Origin of the sequence: Pseudomonas sp. SORGH_AS_0211, assembly GCF_031453455.1 — a bacterium.
Lineage (GTDB): Bacteria > Pseudomonadota > Gammaproteobacteria > Pseudomonadales > Pseudomonadaceae > Chryseomonas > Chryseomonas aestiva.
The window spans coordinates 162,657-180,648 of sequence record NZ_JAVIZV010000001.1 but is presented as its reverse complement, the minus strand read 5'-3'; the positions used below and the strand labels follow the sequence as shown (position 1 = coordinate 180,648).

Annotated in this window: 20 protein-coding genes; 11 read left to right on the top strand and 9 right to left on the bottom strand. The window is 67.3% G+C overall.

The genetic code is table 11. The annotated features are described in order from the left end of the window. Positions 1 to 34 precede the first annotated feature (34 nt). From QE393_RS00850 to QE393_RS00810, 9 genes are all read left to right on the top strand, one after another. On the top strand, positions 35 to 730 hold the full coding sequence (locus tag QE393_RS00850; RefSeq protein ID WP_310041635.1) for a YggS family pyridoxal phosphate-dependent enzyme: 696 nt from the start codon (positions 35 to 37) through the stop codon (positions 728 to 730). 9 nt (positions 731 to 739) lie between these two features. After that, on the top strand, positions 740 to 1,558 hold the full coding sequence (gene proC, locus QE393_RS00845; protein ID WP_310041634.1) for a pyrroline-5-carboxylate reductase: 819 nt from the start codon (positions 740 to 742) through the stop codon (positions 1,556 to 1,558). A 9-nt stretch (positions 1,559 to 1,567) separates the two neighbouring features. Next, on the top strand, positions 1,568 to 2,161 hold the full coding sequence (locus QE393_RS00840) for a YggT family protein (RefSeq protein WP_310041633.1): 594 nt from the start codon (positions 1,568 to 1,570) through the stop codon (positions 2,159 to 2,161). 118 nt (positions 2,162 to 2,279) lie between these two features. Continuing rightward, a complete protein-coding gene (locus QE393_RS00835; RefSeq protein WP_310041632.1) occupies positions 2,280 to 4,238 on the top strand; it encodes a dynamin family protein in 1,959 nt (652 codons plus the stop codon). A gap of 108 nt (positions 4,239 to 4,346) precedes the next feature. Beyond that, the gene (locus QE393_RS00830) at positions 4,347 to 5,486 is read left to right on the top strand and encodes a homoserine O-acetyltransferase (RefSeq protein WP_310041630.1); all 1,140 of its coding nucleotides are present in this window, start codon (positions 4,347 to 4,349) and stop codon (positions 5,484 to 5,486) included. A gap of 5 nt (positions 5,487 to 5,491) precedes the next feature. After that, positions 5,492 to 6,112 (top strand): methionine biosynthesis protein MetW, encoded by a 621-nt coding sequence (gene metW, locus QE393_RS00825; protein WP_133861462.1) that lies wholly within the window; start codon positions 5,492 to 5,494, stop codon positions 6,110 to 6,112. 83 nt (positions 6,113 to 6,195) lie between these two features. Continuing rightward, the gene (rdgB, locus tag QE393_RS00820; RefSeq protein WP_273810135.1) at positions 6,196 to 6,789 is read left to right on the top strand and encodes an RdgB/HAM1 family non-canonical purine NTP pyrophosphatase; all 594 of its coding nucleotides are present in this window, start codon (positions 6,196 to 6,198) and stop codon (positions 6,787 to 6,789) included. After that, positions 6,786 to 7,937, top strand: coding sequence for a radical SAM family heme chaperone HemW (gene hemW / locus QE393_RS00815; protein ID WP_310041627.1), 1,152 nt, complete (start codon positions 6,786 to 6,788; stop codon positions 7,935 to 7,937). The genes rdgB and hemW overlap by 4 nt, the downstream gene beginning before the upstream one ends. A gap of 14 nt (positions 7,938 to 7,951) precedes the next feature. Next, a complete protein-coding gene (locus QE393_RS00810; protein WP_158893577.1) occupies positions 7,952 to 8,278 on the top strand; it encodes a DUF3392 family protein in 327 nt (108 codons plus the stop codon). Here the strand turns inward: QE393_RS00810 and QE393_RS00805 are convergent. The 5 genes from QE393_RS00805 to QE393_RS00785 all read right to left on the bottom strand — a co-directional run bounded on the left by QE393_RS00805 (position 8,275) and on the right by QE393_RS00785 (position 12,410). Continuing rightward, the gene (locus QE393_RS00805) at positions 8,275 to 10,014 is read right to left on the bottom strand and encodes an EAL domain-containing protein (protein WP_310041625.1); all 1,740 of its coding nucleotides are present in this window, start codon (positions 10,012 to 10,014) and stop codon (positions 8,275 to 8,277) included. The two genes, QE393_RS00810 and QE393_RS00805, sit on opposite strands and share 4 nt — an antisense overlap. Before the next feature lie 143 nt (positions 10,015 to 10,157). Further along, complete coding sequence (gene trmB / locus QE393_RS00800; RefSeq protein WP_273810139.1) at positions 10,158 to 10,868, bottom strand: tRNA (guanosine(46)-N7)-methyltransferase TrmB; 711 nt, start codon at positions 10,866 to 10,868, stop codon at positions 10,158 to 10,160. A 68-nt stretch (positions 10,869 to 10,936) separates the two neighbouring features. Next, a complete protein-coding gene (locus tag QE393_RS00795) occupies positions 10,937 to 11,719 on the bottom strand; it encodes a thiazole synthase (protein WP_133861468.1) in 783 nt (260 codons plus the stop codon). Between the two features lie 19 nt (positions 11,720 to 11,738). Further along, the gene (thiS, locus tag QE393_RS00790) at positions 11,739 to 11,939 is read right to left on the bottom strand and encodes a sulfur carrier protein ThiS (RefSeq protein ID WP_017640999.1); all 201 of its coding nucleotides are present in this window, start codon (positions 11,937 to 11,939) and stop codon (positions 11,739 to 11,741) included. Between the two features lie 93 nt (positions 11,940 to 12,032). Further along, the gene (locus QE393_RS00785) at positions 12,033 to 12,410 is read right to left on the bottom strand and encodes a DUF423 domain-containing protein (RefSeq protein WP_273810141.1); all 378 of its coding nucleotides are present in this window, start codon (positions 12,408 to 12,410) and stop codon (positions 12,033 to 12,035) included. A 68-nt stretch (positions 12,411 to 12,478) separates the two neighbouring features. Here QE393_RS00785 and mtgA point away from each other — a divergent pair, with 68 nt between their 5' ends. Both mtgA and QE393_RS00775 read left to right on the top strand, forming a co-directional pair. After that, a complete protein-coding gene (gene mtgA, locus QE393_RS00780; RefSeq protein WP_273810142.1) occupies positions 12,479 to 13,180 on the top strand; it encodes a monofunctional biosynthetic peptidoglycan transglycosylase in 702 nt (233 codons plus the stop codon). Beyond that, positions 13,177 to 13,614, top strand: coding sequence for a GNAT family N-acetyltransferase (locus tag QE393_RS00775; RefSeq protein WP_273810143.1), 438 nt, complete (start codon positions 13,177 to 13,179; stop codon positions 13,612 to 13,614). Before mtgA ends, QE393_RS00775 begins: the two co-directional genes overlap by 4 nt. A 186-nt stretch (positions 13,615 to 13,800) precedes the next feature. Here QE393_RS00775 and rpoH read toward each other — a convergent pair whose 3' ends face one another. From rpoH to ftsY, 4 genes are all read right to left on the bottom strand, one after another. After that, positions 13,801 to 14,655, bottom strand: coding sequence for an RNA polymerase sigma factor RpoH (gene rpoH / locus QE393_RS00770; RefSeq protein ID WP_064309252.1), 855 nt, complete (start codon positions 14,653 to 14,655; stop codon positions 13,801 to 13,803). Between the two features lie 161 nt (positions 14,656 to 14,816). Continuing rightward, positions 14,817 to 15,827, bottom strand: a complete 1,011-nt coding sequence (gene ftsX / locus QE393_RS00765; protein WP_273810145.1) for a permease-like cell division protein FtsX — start codon at positions 15,825 to 15,827, stop codon at positions 14,817 to 14,819. Then, on the bottom strand, positions 15,824 to 16,498 hold the full coding sequence (gene ftsE / locus QE393_RS00760; protein ID WP_183633667.1) for a cell division ATP-binding protein FtsE: 675 nt from the start codon (positions 16,496 to 16,498) through the stop codon (positions 15,824 to 15,826). The genes ftsX and ftsE overlap by 4 nt, the downstream gene beginning before the upstream one ends. Beyond that, positions 16,495 to 17,955, bottom strand: a complete 1,461-nt coding sequence (gene ftsY, locus QE393_RS00755; RefSeq protein WP_273810146.1) for a signal recognition particle-docking protein FtsY — start codon at positions 17,953 to 17,955, stop codon at positions 16,495 to 16,497. The genes ftsE and ftsY overlap by 4 nt, the downstream gene beginning before the upstream one ends. Positions 17,956 to 17,992 lie beyond the last annotated feature (37 nt).

The window sequence follows — 17,992 nt, the reverse complement described above, 5'->3', positions numbered from 1 at the left end:
GCCTGCCGGATGCGCCGACGCAAGCAGGGGCTGAATGTCCACGATAGCCGAGAATAGCGCAACCGTACTCGAACGCATCGCCGCCGCCAGCCGGACGGCAGGCCGCGATCCCGCGACTGTCGGCCTCCTGGCGGTGAGCAAGACCAAGCCCGCCGCCGCCTTGCGCGAGGCCGCCGCCGCGGGCCTGCGCGACTTCGGCGAGAACTACCTGCAGGAGGCGCTGGACAAGCAGCCGGCGCTGGCCGACCTGCCACTGGTGTGGCATTTCATCGGCCCCATCCAGTCCAACAAGACCCGCCCCATCGCCTGCCACTTCGACTGGGTGCATTCGGTGGATCGCCTGAAGATCGCCCAGCGCCTGGCCGAACAGCGTCCGCCCGAGCGCGGGCCGCTGAACATCTGCCTGCAGGTCAACGTCAGTGGCGAGGCCAGCAAGTCCGGCTGCCACCCCGACGACCTGCCGGCCCTGGCCGCCGCGGTCAGCCAGTTGCCCAATCTGCGCCTGCGTGGCCTGATGGCCATCCCCGAGCCCACCGAGGACCCGGCCAGCCAGCGCGCCGCCTTCGCCCGGCTGCGCACCTTGAGCGAAGCCCTGAACCTGGGCCTGGACACCCTGTCCATGGGCATGAGCCAGGATCTGGAAGCCGCCATCGCCGAGGGTGCCACCTGGGTCCGCGTCGGTACCGCCCTCTTTGGCGCCCGCGACTACGGCGCCGCCTCTTCAACCTAGGAAGTCTCGATGAACGACACCCGCATCGCCTTCATCGGCGCCGGCAACATGGCCGGCGCCATCATCGGCGGACTGCTCGCCCAGGGCGTGCCGGCCCGGCAGCTCAGCGCCAGCAATCGCAACCCGGCCAAGCGCGAAGCCCTGGCCCGGGAGCACGGCATCCGCGTCGAGGCCAGCAACAGCGCCGTGCTCGCCGACGCCGACGTGGTAGTGCTGGGGGTGAAGCCCCAGGTGATGAGCGAGGTCTGCCAGGAGCTGGCGCCCCATCTGCGCCCGGACCAGCTGATCGTCTCGGTCGCCGCCGGCATCACCTGCGCCAGCCTGACACGCTGGCTGGGCCAGCGTGCGCTGGTGCGCTGCATGCCCAACGTGCCCTCGCAGCTGCGCCTGGGTGCCAGCGGCCTGTTCGCCAACGACCAGGTCACCGCCGGGCAGCGCGCCCGCGCCCAGGAGATCCTCGCCGCGGTCGGCCTGGCCCTCTGGGTCGAGGAAGAGCGGCAACTGGACGCGGTCACCGCCGTCTCCGGCAGCGGTCCGGCCTATTTCTTCCTGCTGATGGAAGCCATGACCGAGGCCGGCACCAAGCTCGGTCTGCCGACCGAGGTCGCCCAGCAGCTGACCCTGCACACCGCCCGCGGCGCCGCCGCCATGGCCTGCCAGGGCGACCGCAGTCCCGAACAATTGCGCCGCTCGGTGATGTCCCCCAAGGGCACCACCGAACGCGCCATCGAAACCTTCCAAGCCGGGGCCTTCGCGGACCTGGTGGAAGAAGCCCTCACCGCCGCGGCCGACCGGGCTGCGGAACTGGCCCAGTTGCCGGATCGATAAGGAGTATCCATGTCCGCTTTCGCCCAAGCTCTCGTCTATGTCATCCAGACCCTCGGCAGTCTCTATCTGCTGATCATCCTGCTGCGCTTCATCCTGCAGCTGGTGCGGGCCGACTTCTACAATCCGCTGTCGCAATTCACCGTGCGCGCCACCCAGCCGCTGCTCAAGCCGGTACGGCGCATCATCCCCGGCTTCGGCGGCGTCGATCTGGCGGCCCTGGTGCTGGCGATCCTGGTCCAGCTGGCGCTGATGATGGTCGTGGTGGTGGTGCTCGGCGCCAGCATCGGCGGCCTGTTCCCCGCCCTGCTGATCTGGGCCCTGCTGGGCGTGGCGTCGCTGTTCCTCAAGGTGTTCTTCTTCGCCCTGATCGTCAGCGTCATCCTCTCCTGGGTCGCGCCCCAGACCCACAATCCGGCCGCCGAACTGGTCAACCAGATCTGTGAGCCGTTGCTGGCGCCCTTCCGCCGCATCCTGCCGAGCCTGGGTGGCCTGGATCTGTCGCCGATCTTCGCCTTCATCGTGATCAATCTGCTGGACCGCTTCGTCATCGGCCAGCTGGCCGCGGCCACCGGCATGCCGCAGATTCTCGCCCCCTTCCTCTGACGCACCACTCGCGCCTCCGCCACGACCGCCTGCCGCGTCGTGGCGGAGGCGGCATTGACGTCCCGCTGGACGCTGGGGCACCGTCCAGCCTTTGCTGTTCAGGTCAAGGAAGTCCCCTATGGAACGCCTGTTCCGCCACGTCGATGCCTATGCCACGTGGAAAGCCGAACTCGATACCCAATTGGGCCGCTACCGCGACTGGTTGCAGCGTAATCGTCTCGCCTCCCCCGCGCTGGACGCCGCCCTGGCGACCTGCCAGAGCGAACTGCAGGCCGACGGCATCACCCTGGCCTTCGCCGGCGAGTTCTCGCGTGGCAAGACCGAGCTGATCAACGCCCTCTTCTTCGCCGACTACGGCCAGCGCATGCTGCCGTCCCAGGCCGGGCGCACCACCATGTGCCCCACCGAGATCTTCTTCGACGCCGCGGCCGACGGTCCCTATCTGCAGCTGCTGCCCATCGACAGCCGCCTGGACGAACGCAGCCTGATCGCCTGGCGCAAGGCGCCCGAGGCCTGGCAGCGCTTCGCCCTGGACGACCGCCACCCGGACGCCATGGCCGCCCTGCTGGCCAAGGTCACCGAGACCCGCGAGGTGGAAACCGCCGCCGCCGTGCAGCTGGGCTTCGATCCCGAGCAGCTGGAACAACTCGACAGCGACGGCCTGGTCAGCATCCCGGCCTGGCGCCACGCGCTGATCAGCATCGACCATCCGCTGCTGCGCCAGGGCCTGCGCATCCTCGACACCCCCGGTCTCAACGCCCTCGGCGCCGAGCCGGAACTGACCCTGTCGCTGCTGCCCCACGCCCAGGCCGTGCTCTTTCTGATCGGTGCCGACACCGGCGTGACCGCCTCGGACCTCGCGCTCTGGGAGCAGTGCGTCAAGCCATCCCTGGGCGATGCCCCGGAGCGGCTGTTCGCGGTGATGAACAAGATCGACAGCCTCTGGGACGACCTCGGCGGCGTTGCCCATGTCGCCCAGTCCCTGGAAAACGTCCGCCAGGCCAGCGCCCGGCAACTGGCGCTGCCGGCCGAGCACATCCTGCCGCTGTCGGCCAAGCAGGCGCTGCTGGGCAAGGTCCGCGGCGATCTGGAACTGCTTGCGCGCAGCCAGCTGGACAGCCTCGAACAGCTGCTCGCCGAACGCATCGTCGGCGCCCGCGAGCGCCTGTTGCAGCAGCGCATCGTGCAGCAGGCCAGTGGCCTGCTGGGCGCCAGCCGCACGCTCATCGAACAGCGCCTGGAAGCCATTCGCGCCCAGTACGCGCAACTGGCCGACGAGGAACTGCCCGGTGCCGGCCTGGAGTTGCAGACTGCGCGCACGCGCCAGGAATACGACCTCTACCACCGCCGCCTGCTGGATCTGCGCACCACCCAGAACATGCTCGCCGGGCAGCGCAAGCTGCTGACCGACCTGGTCGCACCGGAGCGGCTGGATGCCCATCTGGACACCGCCCGCCGGGAATTCCGCACCAGCCTGACCACCGTCGGCATCAACCAGTCCATCGCCCGCTTCTTTCGCGTGGTCGAGCATGACCTGCTGGCCCTGGACAACGAGGCGGACCGGGCCAACAAGGTGCTCGGCGCGGTCTACCAGCGACACAATGTCGAGAATCCGCTGCATCCGCTGGAAGCGCCGCGACTGCGCATCCGCCCCTATGTCCGCGAGCTGCGCCAGCTGCAACTCAAGACCGAGGAGGTGCAGCGCCAGGTCAAGACCCTGCTCACCGAGCAGAGCGCCCTGGGTCGCCGCTTCTTCGCCACCGTCGCGCAGGAGGTCCAGGCGCTGCAGGAAGGCGCCCATGCCCAGGTGCTGCGCTGGAACGACGGCGCCCTGACCCCGCTGGTGCAGCACACCCGCGAGCAGAAGCAGTTGCTGGAAACCAGCATGCTGGCGCTCAAGCAGCTCACCCAGCAGAATCTCAACAGCCAGGAGCAGGTGCGCCGGCTGCAGGTGCACGAGGACGTCCTGCACGGGCAGCTCAGCGAGGTCAGCGACATGCTCAAGCAGATCAATCGGCCGGCGCCGTCCCAACGCCACGACAACGTGGTCGCCCTGCCGCTGGCGCGGGTCGGCTAGCCCCACCCGCCACAGCTGGCGCGGTCCCTGGCCGCCGCGCCGCGCCTGCCCTTGCCGCTCCCGGCGGTGCTCTTTAGACTGGCGAGCCCCGCCCCGGACGAGCCGTCAATGCCCAGCGTCATTCCCGAAGATTCCGTCGGCCTGGTCACCCCCGAGCTGCTGCACTTCAACGAGCCCCTGGCCCTGGCCTGTGGCCGCACCCTGCCGGCCTACGACCTGATGGTCGAGACCTATGGCGAACTCAACGCCAGTCGCAGCAACGCCGTGCTGATCTGCCACGCGCTCTCCGGCCATCACCACGCGGCCGGCTACCACAGCATGGACGACCGCAAGCCGGGCTGGTGGGACAGCTGCATCGGTCCCGGCAAGCCCATCGACACCCGCAAGTTCTTTGTCGTCGCCCTCAACAACCTGGGCGGCTGCAACGGCTCCACCGGCCCCAGCAGTCCCAACCCCGACACCGGCCGGGCCTATGGCGCGGACTTCCCGGTGCTCACTGTGGAGGACTGGGTCAACAGCCAGGCACGCCTGGCCGATCGCCTGGGCATCGCCCAGTGGGCGGCGGTGATCGGCGGCAGCCTGGGCGGCATGCAGGCGCTGCAGTGGACCATCAGCTATCCCGAGCGCATCCGCCACTGCCTGGCCATCGCCTCGGCACCCAAGCTGTCGGCGGAAAACATCGCCTTCAACGAGGTGGCGCGCCAGGCCATCCTTTCGGACCCGGATTTCCACGCCGGCCACTTCCAGGAAAAGGGCGTGATCCCCAAGCGCGGCCTGATGCTGGCGCGCATGGTCGGCCACATCACCTACCTGTCCGACGAGGCCATGGGCGAGAAATTCGGTCGCGAACTCAAGACCGACCAGCTCAACTACGACTTCCACAGCGTCGAATTCCAGGTGGAGAGCTACCTGCGCTACCAGGGCGAGGAATTCTCCGGCCGCTTCGACGCCAACACCTACCTGCTGATGACCAAGGCGCTGGACTATTTCGATCCGGCCCATGCCCAGGGCGGCGACCTGGCCAAGACCCTGGCCGGGGTGCAGGCGCGTTTCCTGATCGTCTCCTTCACCACCGACTGGCGCTTCTCGCCGGCGCGCTCCAAGGAGATCGTCAACGCCCTGATGGCCGCGCGCAAGGACGTCAGCTACCTGGAGGTCGACGCACCCCAGGGTCATGACGCCTTCCTCATCCCCATCCCGCGCTATCTGCAGGCCTTCTCCCACTACATGACCCGCATCGAGGTATAGCTGCCGTGCGCGCCGATCTGGACATCATTCAGGAATGGATCCCCGCCGGCAGCCGGGTCCTCGACCTCGGCTGCGGCACCGGCGAGTTGCTCGCCTGGCTGCGCGATCACAAGCAGGTCACCGGCTACGGCCTGGAGATCGACCCGGACAAGATCGCCGAATGCCTGCTCAAGGACGTCAACGTCATCGAGCAGGATCTCGACGGCGGCCTGGCCAACTTCGCCAGCGACAGCTTCGACGTGGTGGTCATGACCCAGTCGCTGCAGGCCATGCAGTATCCGGATCGCATCCTCCAGGAGATGCTCAGGGTCGGCCGCCAGTGCATCATCACCTTTCCCAACTTCGGTCACTGGCGCTGCCGGCTGTACCTGGGCGGCCGGGGGCGGATGCCGGTCTCGGATTTCCTGCCCTACACCTGGTACAACACGCCGAACATCCACTTCTGCACCTTCGAGGACTTCGAGCGCCTCTGCCGCGAACAGCGTGCCCAGGTACTGGATCGCCTCGCCGTGGATCGCCTGCACCGCCATGGCTGGGCCAGCAAGCTGTGGCCGAACCTGCTCGGCGAGATCGGTATCTACCGGGTCAGCGCGCCGCACCTGCACGACCTGCGCGTCGCGATATGACGTAAGGCACGGGTGGCGCAGCCAGCCTGGGCACGGCTTCGCGTACAATACGCCGCCCTTCTCAACGCGACGCGGTGTCTCCCATGTCCGACCTTACCGAACTGGTTCTCGCCAGCCACAACGCCGGCAAGCTCAAGGAACTCCAGGCCATGCTCGGCGACCGGGTGAAGGTGCGCTCGGTGGGCGAATTCAGCCAGGTGGAACCCGAGGAAACCGGGCTGTCCTTTGTCGAGAACGCCATCCTCAAGGCGCGCAACGCGGCGCGGCTGTCCGGTCTGCCGGCCCTGGCCGACGATTCGGGCCTGGCGGTGGACGCCCTCGGCGGCGCTCCCGGCATCTATTCCGCGCGCTACGCCGACGGCCAGGGCGATGCCGCCAACAACGCCAAGCTGCTCGAGGTTCTGCAGGACGTGCCCGACGCCGAGCGCACCGGCCAGTTCGTCTGCGTGCTGGCGCTGGTGCGCCACGCCGACGACCCCTTGCCGATCCTCTGCGAGGGCCTCTGGCCCGGGCGCATCCTGCATGCTGCCCAGGGCGAGCATGGCTTCGGCTACGATCCGCTGTTCCAGCCCGATGGCGAAGCGGTCTCCGCGGCCGAACTGGCGCCGGCGGAAAAGAACCAGCGCAGCCATCGCGCCCGCGCCATGGCCCAGCTCAAGCAACGGCTCGGCCTGTGACCCAGGTGTTCGCCCTGCCGCCACTGGCGCTCTACATCCATATCCCCTGGTGCGTGCGCAAGTGCCCCTATTGCGACTTCAACTCCCATGCGGCCGGCCCGACCCTGCCGGAAGCCGAGTATGTCGACGCCCTGCTGGCGGACCTGGACAACGACCTGGCGCACGTCCATGGCCGCCCGCTGACCTCGATCTTCTTTGGCGGCGGCACGCCCAGTCTGTTTTCCGCCGAGGCCCTGGGCCGTCTGCTGGACGGCGTGGCCCGGCGGCTGGCCTTCGCGCCGGACATCGAGATCACCCTGGAAGCCAATCCCGGTACCTTCGAGCAGGCCAAGTTCGTCGCCTATCGCGGTCTGGGCATCAATCGGCTGTCGATCGGCATCCAGAGCTTCCAGGACGCCAAGCTCAAGGCCCTGGGGCGCATCCACGGCCGCGAGGAAGCCATCCGCGCCGCCGACCGGGCGCGCGCCGCCGGCTTCGACAATTTCAACCTGGATCTCATGCACGGCCTGCCCGCGCAGAGCGTCGCCGATGCCCTCGGCGACCTCGAACAGGCCATCGCCCTGGCGCCTACGCACCTGTCCTGGTACCAGCTGACCATGGAGCCCAACACGGTGTTCTGGAGCCAGCCGCCGGAGCTGCCCGAAGACGACACCCTCTGGGACATCCAGGAAGCCGGCCAGGCGCGACTGGCGGCCGCCGGCTACCACCAGTACGAGACCTCCGCCTATGCCCAGCCCGGGCGCCAGGCGCGGCACAATCTCAACTACTGGGGCTTCGGCGACTTCCTCGGCATCGGCGCCGGCGCCCACGCCAAGCTCAGCGCCCCGGACGGTACCCTGCTGCGCACCTGGAAGACCCGCCTGCCCAAGGACTACCTGGATCCGGGCAAGGCCTTCCGGGCCGGCGCGAAACCCCTGGAGCCGGCCGACCTGCCCTTCGACTTCATGATGAACGCCCTGCGCCTGGTGGACGGGGTACCCGCGGCCTGGTATCCGCAGCGGACCGGCCAGTCCCTGGACAGCCTGGCGCCCGCGCTGGCCGCGGCGCGCCGCGCCGGCCTGCTGGCCGAGGATGAGCAGCGGCTGCGCCCCACCGCCCGCGGCCAGCTGTTCCTGAACGACCTCTTGCAATCCTTTCTGCCTGACTGACGAGGAGCTCTGCCTTGGACTTCGTACTCGACCATATCGCCGACCTCTCCCGCTGGAGCCGCAGCCACCTGGACGAGGTGGCCCTGGCGGTCACCGCCACCCTGCTGGTGCTGTTCGGCAGCCAGGTCAACGCCTTCATCCAGGCGCGCCTGGGCAGCCTGCCGACCGCCGTTCGGGTTCCGGCCTTCGCCCTGGCCTGCCTGGCCATCTATGGCGCCGCCATGACCTTCCTGACCCCCTGGGTGGTCAAGGGCCTGGCGCAGTTCAACAACTATGCCCTGGCCCCGGTGCTGCTGATCGGCGTCTGCCTGCTGGGCGTGCTGGCCGAGCGGAGGAGCTAGTAGAACACCGGCGTAGCGTCCTTGGCGCCGGCCAGCAGCAGGAGGCTTTCCAGCGACTGTGGCCGGCCGAGCAGGAAGCCCTGAAAGGTATCCACGCCCAGGTTCTTGAGCAGTTCGAACTGCGCCTGGGTCTCCACGCCCTCGGCGACGATCTGCATGTTGAGCGCCCGGCACAGGCTGACGATGCCGGCCAGCAGTTGCCGCGAGCGCGCGTCACGATCCACCGACAGCAGGAAGCTACGGTCGAGCTTGATGGTGTCGAACGACAGCCGGTGCAGGTAGCTCAGCGACGAATAACCGGTACCGAAGTCATCCATGGCCACGCGGAAGCCTTGGTCGCGCAGCCGGCCTAGGCGCCGTTCCGGCGTGCCGCGCTGCAGGAACACCGACTCGGTCACCTCCAGCTCCAGGGCCCGCGGCCGTACGCCGAACTCGGTACAGGCACGCTCCAGCACCAGGCCCAGCTCATCATCCGCCACCTGGCGCGCGGAGATGTTCACCGCCACTGGAATGTTCACTCCCGCCCGCTGCAGGTCGCGGGCATAGGCGGCAGCACGCCGGATCGCCAGGCGACCCAGGGAAGATGCCATGCCATTCTGCTCGGCCAGGGCGACGAAGACGCTGGGCAACACTACACCCACGCCGGGACATTCCCAGCGCGCCAGCAATTCGGCACTGACCAGCCGCCGCTGGGCATCGAACTTGGGTTGCAGGACGAATTTGATTTCTTCCGCCTCGATGGCGGCATGCAGGTGGGCCAGCAGCGTGACCTTGCGCAACGCCTCGGCGGTGAATTCCGGATCGTAGAAGCGTGCCCGGCTCTTGCCGGCGCTCTTGGCCGCGTACATGGCGGCATCGGCATTGCTGAGCAGGGTCTCGGCGTTCTGCCCGTCCTCGGGGCTCAGGCTCAGGCCTATGCTGGCGGATACCCGGATATCGTGCTCGGCGATGCGTTGTGGCCGGCCGACCACCTGCAGCAGACGCTCGGCGATCTGGCGGGCCTGGCTGCGACCGTCCACCGCGACGGCGGCGACGAATTCATCGCCGCCCCAACGCGCCAGGAGTTCGCCCTCCCCCAGGCTGTCCTGCAGGGACGCGGCCAGGGTTTTCAGCAGCTCGTCGCCCGTCTCGTGGCCCAGGGAGTCGTTGACCTCCTTGAACCCATCCACGTCTATGAACAGCACGGCCAGGCTACGGTCTGGCGCCAGGGCGCGCAGGCAATCTTCGAAACGGCGATAGAAACCGGAACGGTTGGGCAACTGGGTCAAGCCATCGCTCAGCGCCAGACGCTCCAGCGCCTGTTCGGCCCGCTTGCGCTCGGTGATGTCGCGCAGGCTGGCGATGACATAGCCCTCGGCTCCGCCTTCGCCAGCGAAACGACTGAGGCTGATCTCCATCGGCGTCGCGCGCTTGGCCGAGACATGGAAACTGGCCTCGGACAGCGCGTAGCCGTGGCGCTCGAAGGCCTGGATGGCCGCCTCGGGCAGCTTGATGTAATGCGAGAGGTACTGACCCGACACGCTCTTGCCAGCGCTGAGCATCAGTTTGCACAGCGCCTCGTTGGCCTCGATGATCTGGCCGCTTTCACTGAGCACGGCCATGGCATCGCGGCACAGCGCGAAGGCCGAGGCCATCAGGTCCAAGGAGCGCTCGGTACGCTGGCGGGCGCTGCGCTCGACCTCCAGCTGGCGCAGGGCGTCCATTTCGGCCAGGGTACTCTCCGACCGATGGATCACCGTCCAGGCCCCGGCAGTTCGTGCTTATCGGCTGACATCTCGCTTGTCCATACACATGACGACAGGCTCAGCCCATCAAGGCAAAACGCCATCATGCCAATAGCCTGCCGACGGCTCAACCCCTGCTCATCAGCGACGCGCGGTCAGTCGAGTCGTTCGAACTTCAAATCCCAGACCCCATGCCCCAGCCGCTCGCCACGGCGTTCGAACTTGGTGATGGGTCTTTCCTCGGGGCGCGGCACATAGCCCGAGGCGTCGCCGAGGTTACGGTAACCCGGGGCGGCGTTCATGATTTCGAGCATGTGTTCGGCATAGGCCTGCCAATCGGTGGCCATGTGCAGGACCCCGCCGACCCTGAGCTTCTGCCGGACCAGTTCGGCGAAGGCCGGTTGGACGATACGGCGCTTGTGGTGACGGCTCTTGTGCCAGGGATCGGGAAAGAACAGCAGCACCCGATCCAGACTGGCATCGGCCACGCACTGCCGCAGCACCTCGAGGGCATCGCAGCTGTAGACCCGCAGATTGGTCAGTCCCTGGGTCATGGCACCATTGAGCAGCGCGCCCACGCCCGGGCGATGCACCTCGACACCGATGAAATCCTGCTCCGGCGCAGCAGCAGCCATTTCCAGGGTGGAATGCCCCATGCCGAAGCCGATCTCGAAGGTGCGCGGCGCCTGGCGCCCGAACACCTGATCGAAATCCTGGAGGCCGTCGGTCAGCTCCAGACCGAAACGCGGCCAACCCTGGTCGAGACCGCGTTGCTGGCCTTCGGTCATGCGGCCGGCGCGCATCACGAAGCTCTTGATGGTGCGCCGGGGGCGGTCGGGAGTCTGGTCGTCTTGATGATCGGTCATGGCGTTATCGATAGTGGGAAAAAGAGACGCCCGGCACAGGCCGGGCGCGTGACAGAAGGCGCCAGGTCCTAGTTGACCAGGCCGTCCAGCGGCGAGGAGGCCGTGGCATAGAGCTTGCGCGGCATGCGCCCGGCCAGATAGGCCAGGCGACCGGCGACGATGGCGTGCTTCATGGCTTCGGCCATCAGCACCGGCTCGCGAGCATGGGCGATGGCGCTGTTCATCAGCACCGCTTCGCAACCCAGCTCCATGGCGATGGTGGCGTCGGAGGCGGTACCCACCCCGGCATCCACCAGCACCGGCACCTTGGCCTCTTCGAGGATGATGCGCAGGTTGTAGGGATTGCAGATGCCCAGGCCCGAGCCGATCAGACCGGCCAGCGGCATGACGGCGATACAGCCGATGGCCTCCAGCTGGCGCGCCACGATCGGATCGTCACTGGTGTAGACCATGACGTCGAAGCCGTCGGCGACCAGCGTCTCGGCGGCCTTGAGCGTCTCGATGACATTGGGGAACAGGGTCTTCTGGTCGGCCAGGACTTCCAGCTTGACCAGGTTGTGACCGTCGAGCAACTCGCGCGCCAGGCGGCAGGTGCGCACCGCTTCCACCGCGTCATAGCAGCCGGCGGTGTTGGGCAGGATGGTGTAGCGCTCGGGCGAGATCACGTCGAGCAGATTGGGCTCGCCGGGAGTCTGGCCGATGTTGGTGCGACGCACCGCCACGGTGACGATCTCGGCACCGGAGGCCTCGATGGCCACGCGGGTCTCTTCGAGATCGCGGTACTTGCCGGTGCCGACCAGCAGGCGCGACTCATAGGTGCGCCCGGCCAGGGTAAAGGGAGTGTCTTTCATCTGGATTCCTCTTGCGCGGCTAGCCGCCGCCGATGGCGTGGACCACTTCCAGCCGGTCGCCGTCCACTAGGGCGGTGGTGGCGTGCTGGCTGCGCGGCACGATGTCGAGGTTGCGTTCCACCGCCACTCGCCGCCCGGTCAGGTCGAGACGCACGAGCAGGTCGGCGACGGTGGCGCCGTCCGGCAATTCAAGGGATTCGCCGTTCAACAGGATCTGCATGGCAAAGGCATCGTCACGGGGTGAGCCGGCATTCTACGCCGGTCGGGCGTGCATTGCAGCGGCGCCGGGCCGGGACCGACGGCCAGCGCGCGGTCAGAGGCTGCCCAGCCGCCAGGCCAGGATGGCCAGGCAGGCCCAGCCGGCGAGAAAGCACAGCCCGCCGAAGGGGGTGATGATGCCCAGCCGCGCGATGCCGGTCAGCGTCAGCAGATAGAGGCTGCCGGAAAACAGCAGGAAGCCGGCGATGAAGAAGCCACCGGCCCAGACCACCAGGCGCCCCTGGAAGTGCAGCGACAGGAGGGCGACGCCGAACAGCGCCAGGGCATGGATGAGCTGATAAAGCACGCCGGTCTGGAACACGGCCAGGTAGTCGGCGCTCAGCCGGCCCTTGAGTCCGTGGGCGGCGAAGGCGCCGAGTCCGACACCGGTGAAGCCGGCCAGGGCCGCGAACAGCAGGAAGAGACGCAACATGGGTTTTACCGGGCGATGGAAGAGCAGCGCTGGTTATAATGGCCCGCTAACCGCCAAAGACCAAGCCGATGCTGCTCACCCTCCTCCGCCGTCTCCTGCGTATCGCCCTCTGGTTCGCCGTCCTCAGCGCCGCCCTGGTGCTGATCCTGCGCTGGGTGCCGCCGCCGGGCAGCATGCTGATGGTGGAGCGCAAGGTCGAGTCCTGGATCGACGGCAAGCCCATCGATCTGCAGCGCGACTGGCGACCCTGGAAGGAGCTGCCGGACGATCTCAAGATGGCGGTGATCGCCGGTGAAGACCAGCACTTCGCCGAGCACTGGGGCTTCGACATGGCGGCGATCCGCCATGCCTTCAGCCACAACGAAGCCGGTGGCTCCCTGCGCGGCGCCAGCACCATCAGCCAGCAGACCGCCAAGAACCTCTTTCTGTGGAGCGGCCGCAGCTATCTGCGCAAGGCCTTCGAAGCCTGGTTCACCGTGCTGCTGGAAACCTTCTGGTCCAAGCAGCGCATCCTCGAGGTCTATCTCAACAGCGTGGAATGGGACGACGGCGTGTTCGGCGCCGAGGCCGCGGCCCGTCACCATTTCGGCATAGGCGCGCCCTACCTCTCCGACCGCCAGGCCAGCCTGCTGGCCGCCGTGCTGCCCAATCCCCGCGAATGGAGCCCGAGCCGCCCGAGCGCCTACGTCGCCGAACGCGCCGCCTGGATCCGCCAGCAGGACCGCCAGCTGGGCGGCAGCGACTACCTGCGGCGGATGACCGGGCAATGATCCAGGTTGGTTCGCCAGCGGATTTCGCACGCCTGCTGGTGGTCTGGGAGGATTCGGTGCGGGCCACTCATGACTTTCTCGAGGAGGCTGACATTGCTTCCTTACGTACCTTGATCCGCGACCAGGCCTTGCCTGCCGTTCAGCTACGGATCTATCGCGATGACCAGGGCATCATCCAGGGTTTCGCCGGTATCGACGGCGATTCCCTGGAAATGCTCTTCGTCTCAAGTGCAGCCCGAGGCACCGGGATTGGCCGGCAACTGGTCGAAAGGGTCATCGCTGAACTTGGCATTCGGCGCGTCGCGGTAAACGAGCAAAATCCTCAGGCACTGGGCTTCTATCGTCGCCTGGGCTTTGAGCAGGTTGGCCGGTCCCCGGTTGACGGTCAGGGCCGCCCTTTTCCGCTGTTGCTTCTGCGTCTGACAAGAACATAGCGTGAAAACCGGCATAGCTTTTTCCACAGCCGTACAGCTCAAGCAAGCAAACCGTCTAGCGCTACGGATCGCACTTGGAAAACGCTGCGCGGTTTTCCACGCTACCCGAGCATTCGACCGCGACGGTCCTTCTCCCGGGCATAAAAAACCGCACCCTGGGGCGCGGCTTTTCGATCAAGAACTGGATCAGGCGGCGATATTGCCCTTGAGCTTGTTCATCGCGTTCTTTTCCAGCTGACGGATACGCTCCGCCGAGACATTGTACTTGGCCGCCAACTCGTGCAGCGTCGCCTTTTCCTCGGCCAGCCAGCGCTGGTAGAGGATGTCGCGGCTGCGATCGTCCAGGTGTTCCAGCGCCTCGTGCAGATTGGCCGTGGAACTGTCGGTCCAGTCGGCTTCCTCCAGCTGACGCGCCGGATCGTAACGGCTGTCTTCCAGGTACTGGGCCGGCGACTGATAGGCCGCGTCGTCATCGGCATCGCTGGCCGGATCGAAGGCCATGTCATGCCCGGTCAGGCGACTTTCCATCTCGCGCACTTCCCGGGGTTCGACACCCAGGGTTTCGGCCACGCGATGGACCTCGTCGTTGTTCAGCCAGGCCAGTCGCTTCTTCTGACTGCGCAGGTTGAAGAACAGCTTGCGCTGCGCCTTGGTGGTGGCGACCTTGACGATGCGCCAGTTGCGCAGAATGAATTCGTGGATTTCGGCCTTGATCCAGTGCACGGCAAAGGACACCAGGCGTACGCCCATTTCGGGATTGAAGCGCTTCACGGCCTTCATCAGGCCGACATTGCCTTCCTGGACCAGGTCGGCCTGGGCCAGACCATAGCCGGAATAGCTCTTGGCGATATGCACCACGAAACGCAGATGCGCGAGCACCAACTGCCGGGCGGCCTCGACGTCTTCCTTGTAGAAGAGGCGCTCAGCCAGTTCACGCTCCCGCTCCGGCGTGAGCAGCGGAATGCTGTTCACCGAATGCACATAGGCTTCCAGGCTGGCGCCGGGGACCAATGTGGGAACAGGTTGCAACGAAGTGGTCATGCGAATCCTCCGATTCACTAAGCACTGGGCAGTCTAACACTGATTTTTTGGACAGCGCCAGACTAGCCGAGGTTCCCTTAACCCCAGCTGAAAAAGGCCATGAAATGCTTGTGTCATCAGGGGTTTAGACCGTTTCCGCAGGTCTCGGAAACGGCCATTCGTCAGCGTGGGGCGAGTTCGCGCAGGTGGCGGGCAACCGCCAGCCAGGCGCCGATGTAGCCGAGCAGCACGGCGCCGATCAGCAGCTGCAGCCCGTCCTCGACGGCGACGCTGCCCAGGGCGAAATCACTGCCGTAGAGGCCGGCCAGATCCAGCACCGCGGCGTTGAGCCAGCTCAGGCCGAACACCAGCAGGGCCCAGGCGGCGACGCCGGCGCCCAGGCCGAACAGCGCCCCCATGTAGAGGAAGGGCCGGCGCACATAGCCATCGGTGCCGCCCACCAGCTTGACCACCTCGATCTCGGTGCGGCGATTCTCGATGGCCAGGCGGATGGTGTTGCCGATCACCAGCAGCAGGGCGATCACCAGCACCACGGTCAGGCCGAAGACGAAGCGCTCGCCGAGCTTGAGGATGGCGGTGAGCCGCTCGACCCACTGCATGTCCAGCTGCACCTGCTGCACGCCGTTCATCTCGGCCAGCTGGCTGCGCAGCATGTCGAGACGACTCTTGTCGATTTCCCTGGGCGTCACGGCGATGACGCCGGGCAGCGGATTCTGCGGCAATTCGCGCAGCGCCTCACCCAGGCCGGCGTCCTGCTGCAATTCCTTCAGGGCATCGTCCGGACTGATCCAGCGCGCCTCGGCCACATCGGGCAGGACCTTGATCTGGCTCATCAGCACCTCGGCCTGGTCCTGACCGGTGCGCAGGTCGAGGAACACCGAGATCTGCGCCGCGCGCTGCCAGGAGCCGCCGAGTCGCTCGACGTTCTTCAGCAGCAGCGACACGCCCATGGGCAACGCCAGGGCGATGCCCATCACCAGGCAGGTAAGGAAGGTGCCTATGGGCTGCTGCACCATGCGCCTGAGGCTGTCCCTCAGACCGGTGCGGTGGGCTTCGAGGTAGGCATGCAGCGGGCTGCGCCAGTCGCTCTTGGGTTTCTGCGGGGCCTGGCGCTGCGGACGCTGGGGCTTGCCGCCCTGTTCCTGGCCACGGGGCAGTTCGTTGCCACTCATGACTGGCTCTCCTCTTCGTCACCGATCAGGCGACCGCGCTGCAGGGTCAGCATGCGATGGTGCAGGCGGGCGATGAGCGCATGGTCGTGGCTGGCGATCAGCACCGTGGTGCCGAGGCTGTTGATGTCCTCGAAGACGCCCATGATCTCCGAGGCCAGGCGCGGATCGAGGTTGCCGGTGGGTTCGTCGGCGAGCAGCAGGGCCGGACGATGCACCACGGCGCGGGCGATGCCGACCCGCTGTTGCTGGCCGGTGGACAGCTCGGCCGGATAGTCGTCGAGCTTGTCCTTGAGGCTGACCCGCTCCAGCGCCGCGGCGACGCGCTTGGCGATCTCGGGCTTGGACAGGCCGAGGATCTGCAGCGGCAGGGCGACGTTGTCGAACACGGTACGGTCATGGAGCAGCTGGTGGTTCTGGAAGACCACGCCGATCTGCCGGCGCAGAAAGGGAATCTGCGCATTGGTGATGCGCGAGATGTCCTGGCCGGCCAGGGTCAGCTTGCCGCCGGTGGGCCTTTCCATGGCCAGGATCAGTCGCATCAGGGTGCTCTTGCCGGCGCCGGAATGACCGGTGACGAAGAGGATCTCGCCACGTTCGGCACGGAAGCTCAGTTCCTGCAGGCCGACGTGACCGTTGGGATAGCGCTTGGAGACGCGGTCGAACTGGATCATGAGACGCCCCGCTCCGCGAACAGGGCCTGGACGAAGGGGCGCGCCTCGAAGGGCCGCAGGTCGTCGATGCCTTCGCCGACGCCGACATAGCGGATCGGCAGGGCGCTCTGCTTGGCCAGGGCGAAGATCACCCCGCCCTTGGCGGTGCCGTCGAGCTTGGTCAGCGCCAGGCCGGTCAGGGGCACCGCATTGTGGAACTGCCTGGCCTGGTTGAGGGCGTTCTGGCCGGTACCGGCGTCCAGCACCAGCAGGGTCTCGTGGGGCGCCTCCGCGTCCAGCTTGCCGATCACCCGGCGCACCTTGCGCAGCTCTTCCATGAGGTTGTCCTTGGTGTGCAGCCGGCCGGCGGTGTCGGCGATCAGCACATCGATGCCGCGGGCCTTGGCGGCCTGGACGGCATCGAAGATCACCGAGGCGGAATCGGCGCCGGTGTGCTGGGCGATCACCGGGATGCGGTTGCGCTCGCCCCAGACCTGCAGCTGCTCGACCGCCGCGGCGCGGAAGGTATCGCCGGCCGCCAGCATGACCTTCTTGCCGTCGTTCTGCAGCCGCTTGGCCAGCTTGCCGATGGTGGTGGTCTTGCCGGCGCCGTTCACGCCGACCACCAGGATGACGTAGGGCTTGTGCGAGGTATCGATCACCAGCGGCTGCTCCACCGGCAGCAGCATCTCGGTGAGCTCCTGCTGCAGCGCCTGGTAGAGGGCCTCGCTGTCGGCCAGCTGCTTGCGCGCCACCTTCTGGGTCAGGTTGCGCATGATGACACCGGTGGCCTCGACGCCGACGTCGGCGGTCAGCAGGCGGGTCTCCAGCTCTTCGAGCAGGTCGTCGTCGATGGCCTTCTTGCCGAGGAACAGGCTGGCCATGCCCTCGCCGAGACTGGCGCTGGTCTTGGACAGGCCCTGGCGCAGGCGCGCGAAGAAGCCCAGCTTGGCGGGTTCGGTCGGCGTGGCGGCGACGGCTGGCGGAGCGGGCTCAAGCTCGGGCTCGGGCTCGACCACCACGGGCTCGGGACGGAGCGGGACAAGGGGCGCTACCGGTATGGCCGGGACGGGAGCAGGCTCAGGCTCAGGCGCCGGCACAACCGGGGGCAGCGGCGCGACCGGCACAGCTAATGGCTCGGGCTCTACCTCCGGCGCCATCAGCGGCTCGACCTCGACCGGCGGCACGATGGGATCGGCCACCAGTGGCTCGACCAGCGCCGTGAGCGCCACCGGCGACGGCGCCTCCTCTTCGGCGACCGGCACCGGGGTCAACGAGGGGATCGCCTCCGGCGGCTCGGGCACCGGCTCCGGGTGCTGCACCGGCTCGCTGGCCAGCGAGCCGGGCAGGCGCTCCTCGGCCTCGGGCGCGGGGGCTTCGGCAGGCGTCTCTACGGGTTCGGCAGTCTTCTTGCGGAACCAGCCGAACAGGCCTTTCTTCTCCGTGGGGGGAGACTTCTTGTCGTCGGATCCAAACATGCAGGGCTCTGTATCGAACGGACGAGCCGGCTGCGGG

What these genes read in the sequence shown, in the direction of transcription:
- rpoH (WP_064309252.1), bottom strand. Translation starts at nt 14,655, where the DNA reads ATGACCACTTCGTTGCAACCTGTTCCCACATTGGTCCCCGGCGCCAGC.
- QE393_RS00850 (WP_310041635.1), top strand. Translation starts at nt 35, where the DNA reads ATGTCCACGATAGCCGAGAATAGCGCAACCGTACTCGAACGCATCGCC.
- QE393_RS00830 (WP_310041630.1), top strand. Translation starts at nt 4,347, where the DNA reads ATGCCCAGCGTCATTCCCGAAGATTCCGTCGGCCTGGTCACCCCCGAG.
- ftsX (WP_273810145.1), bottom strand. Translation starts at nt 15,827, where the DNA reads ATGAGTGGCAACGAACTGCCCCGTGGCCAGGAACAGGGCGGCAAGCCC.
- QE393_RS00775 (WP_273810143.1), top strand. Translation starts at nt 13,177, where the DNA reads ATGATCCAGGTTGGTTCGCCAGCGGATTTCGCACGCCTGCTGGTGGTC.
- trmB (WP_273810139.1), bottom strand. Translation starts at nt 10,868, where the DNA reads ATGACCGATCATCAAGACGACCAGACTCCCGACCGCCCCCGGCGCACC.
- QE393_RS00795 (WP_133861468.1), bottom strand. Translation starts at nt 11,719, where the DNA reads ATGAAAGACACTCCCTTTACCCTGGCCGGGCGCACCTATGAGTCGCGC.
- thiS (WP_017640999.1), bottom strand. Translation starts at nt 11,939, where the DNA reads ATGCAGATCCTGTTGAACGGCGAATCCCTTGAATTGCCGGACGGCGCC.
- ftsY (WP_273810146.1), bottom strand. Translation starts at nt 17,955, where the DNA reads ATGTTTGGATCCGACGACAAGAAGTCTCCCCCCACGGAGAAGAAAGGC.
- QE393_RS00835 (WP_310041632.1), top strand. Translation starts at nt 2,280, where the DNA reads ATGGAACGCCTGTTCCGCCACGTCGATGCCTATGCCACGTGGAAAGCC.
- mtgA (WP_273810142.1), top strand. Translation starts at nt 12,479, where the DNA reads ATGCTGCTCACCCTCCTCCGCCGTCTCCTGCGTATCGCCCTCTGGTTC.
- QE393_RS00840 (WP_310041633.1), top strand. Translation starts at nt 1,568, where the DNA reads ATGTCCGCTTTCGCCCAAGCTCTCGTCTATGTCATCCAGACCCTCGGC.
- QE393_RS00785 (WP_273810141.1), bottom strand. Translation starts at nt 12,410, where the DNA reads ATGTTGCGTCTCTTCCTGCTGTTCGCGGCCCTGGCCGGCTTCACCGGT.
- ftsE (WP_183633667.1), bottom strand. Translation starts at nt 16,498, where the DNA reads ATGATCCAGTTCGACCGCGTCTCCAAGCGCTATCCCAACGGTCACGTC.
- proC (WP_310041634.1), top strand. Translation starts at nt 740, where the DNA reads ATGAACGACACCCGCATCGCCTTCATCGGCGCCGGCAACATGGCCGGC.
- rdgB (WP_273810135.1), top strand. Translation starts at nt 6,196, where the DNA reads ATGTCCGACCTTACCGAACTGGTTCTCGCCAGCCACAACGCCGGCAAG.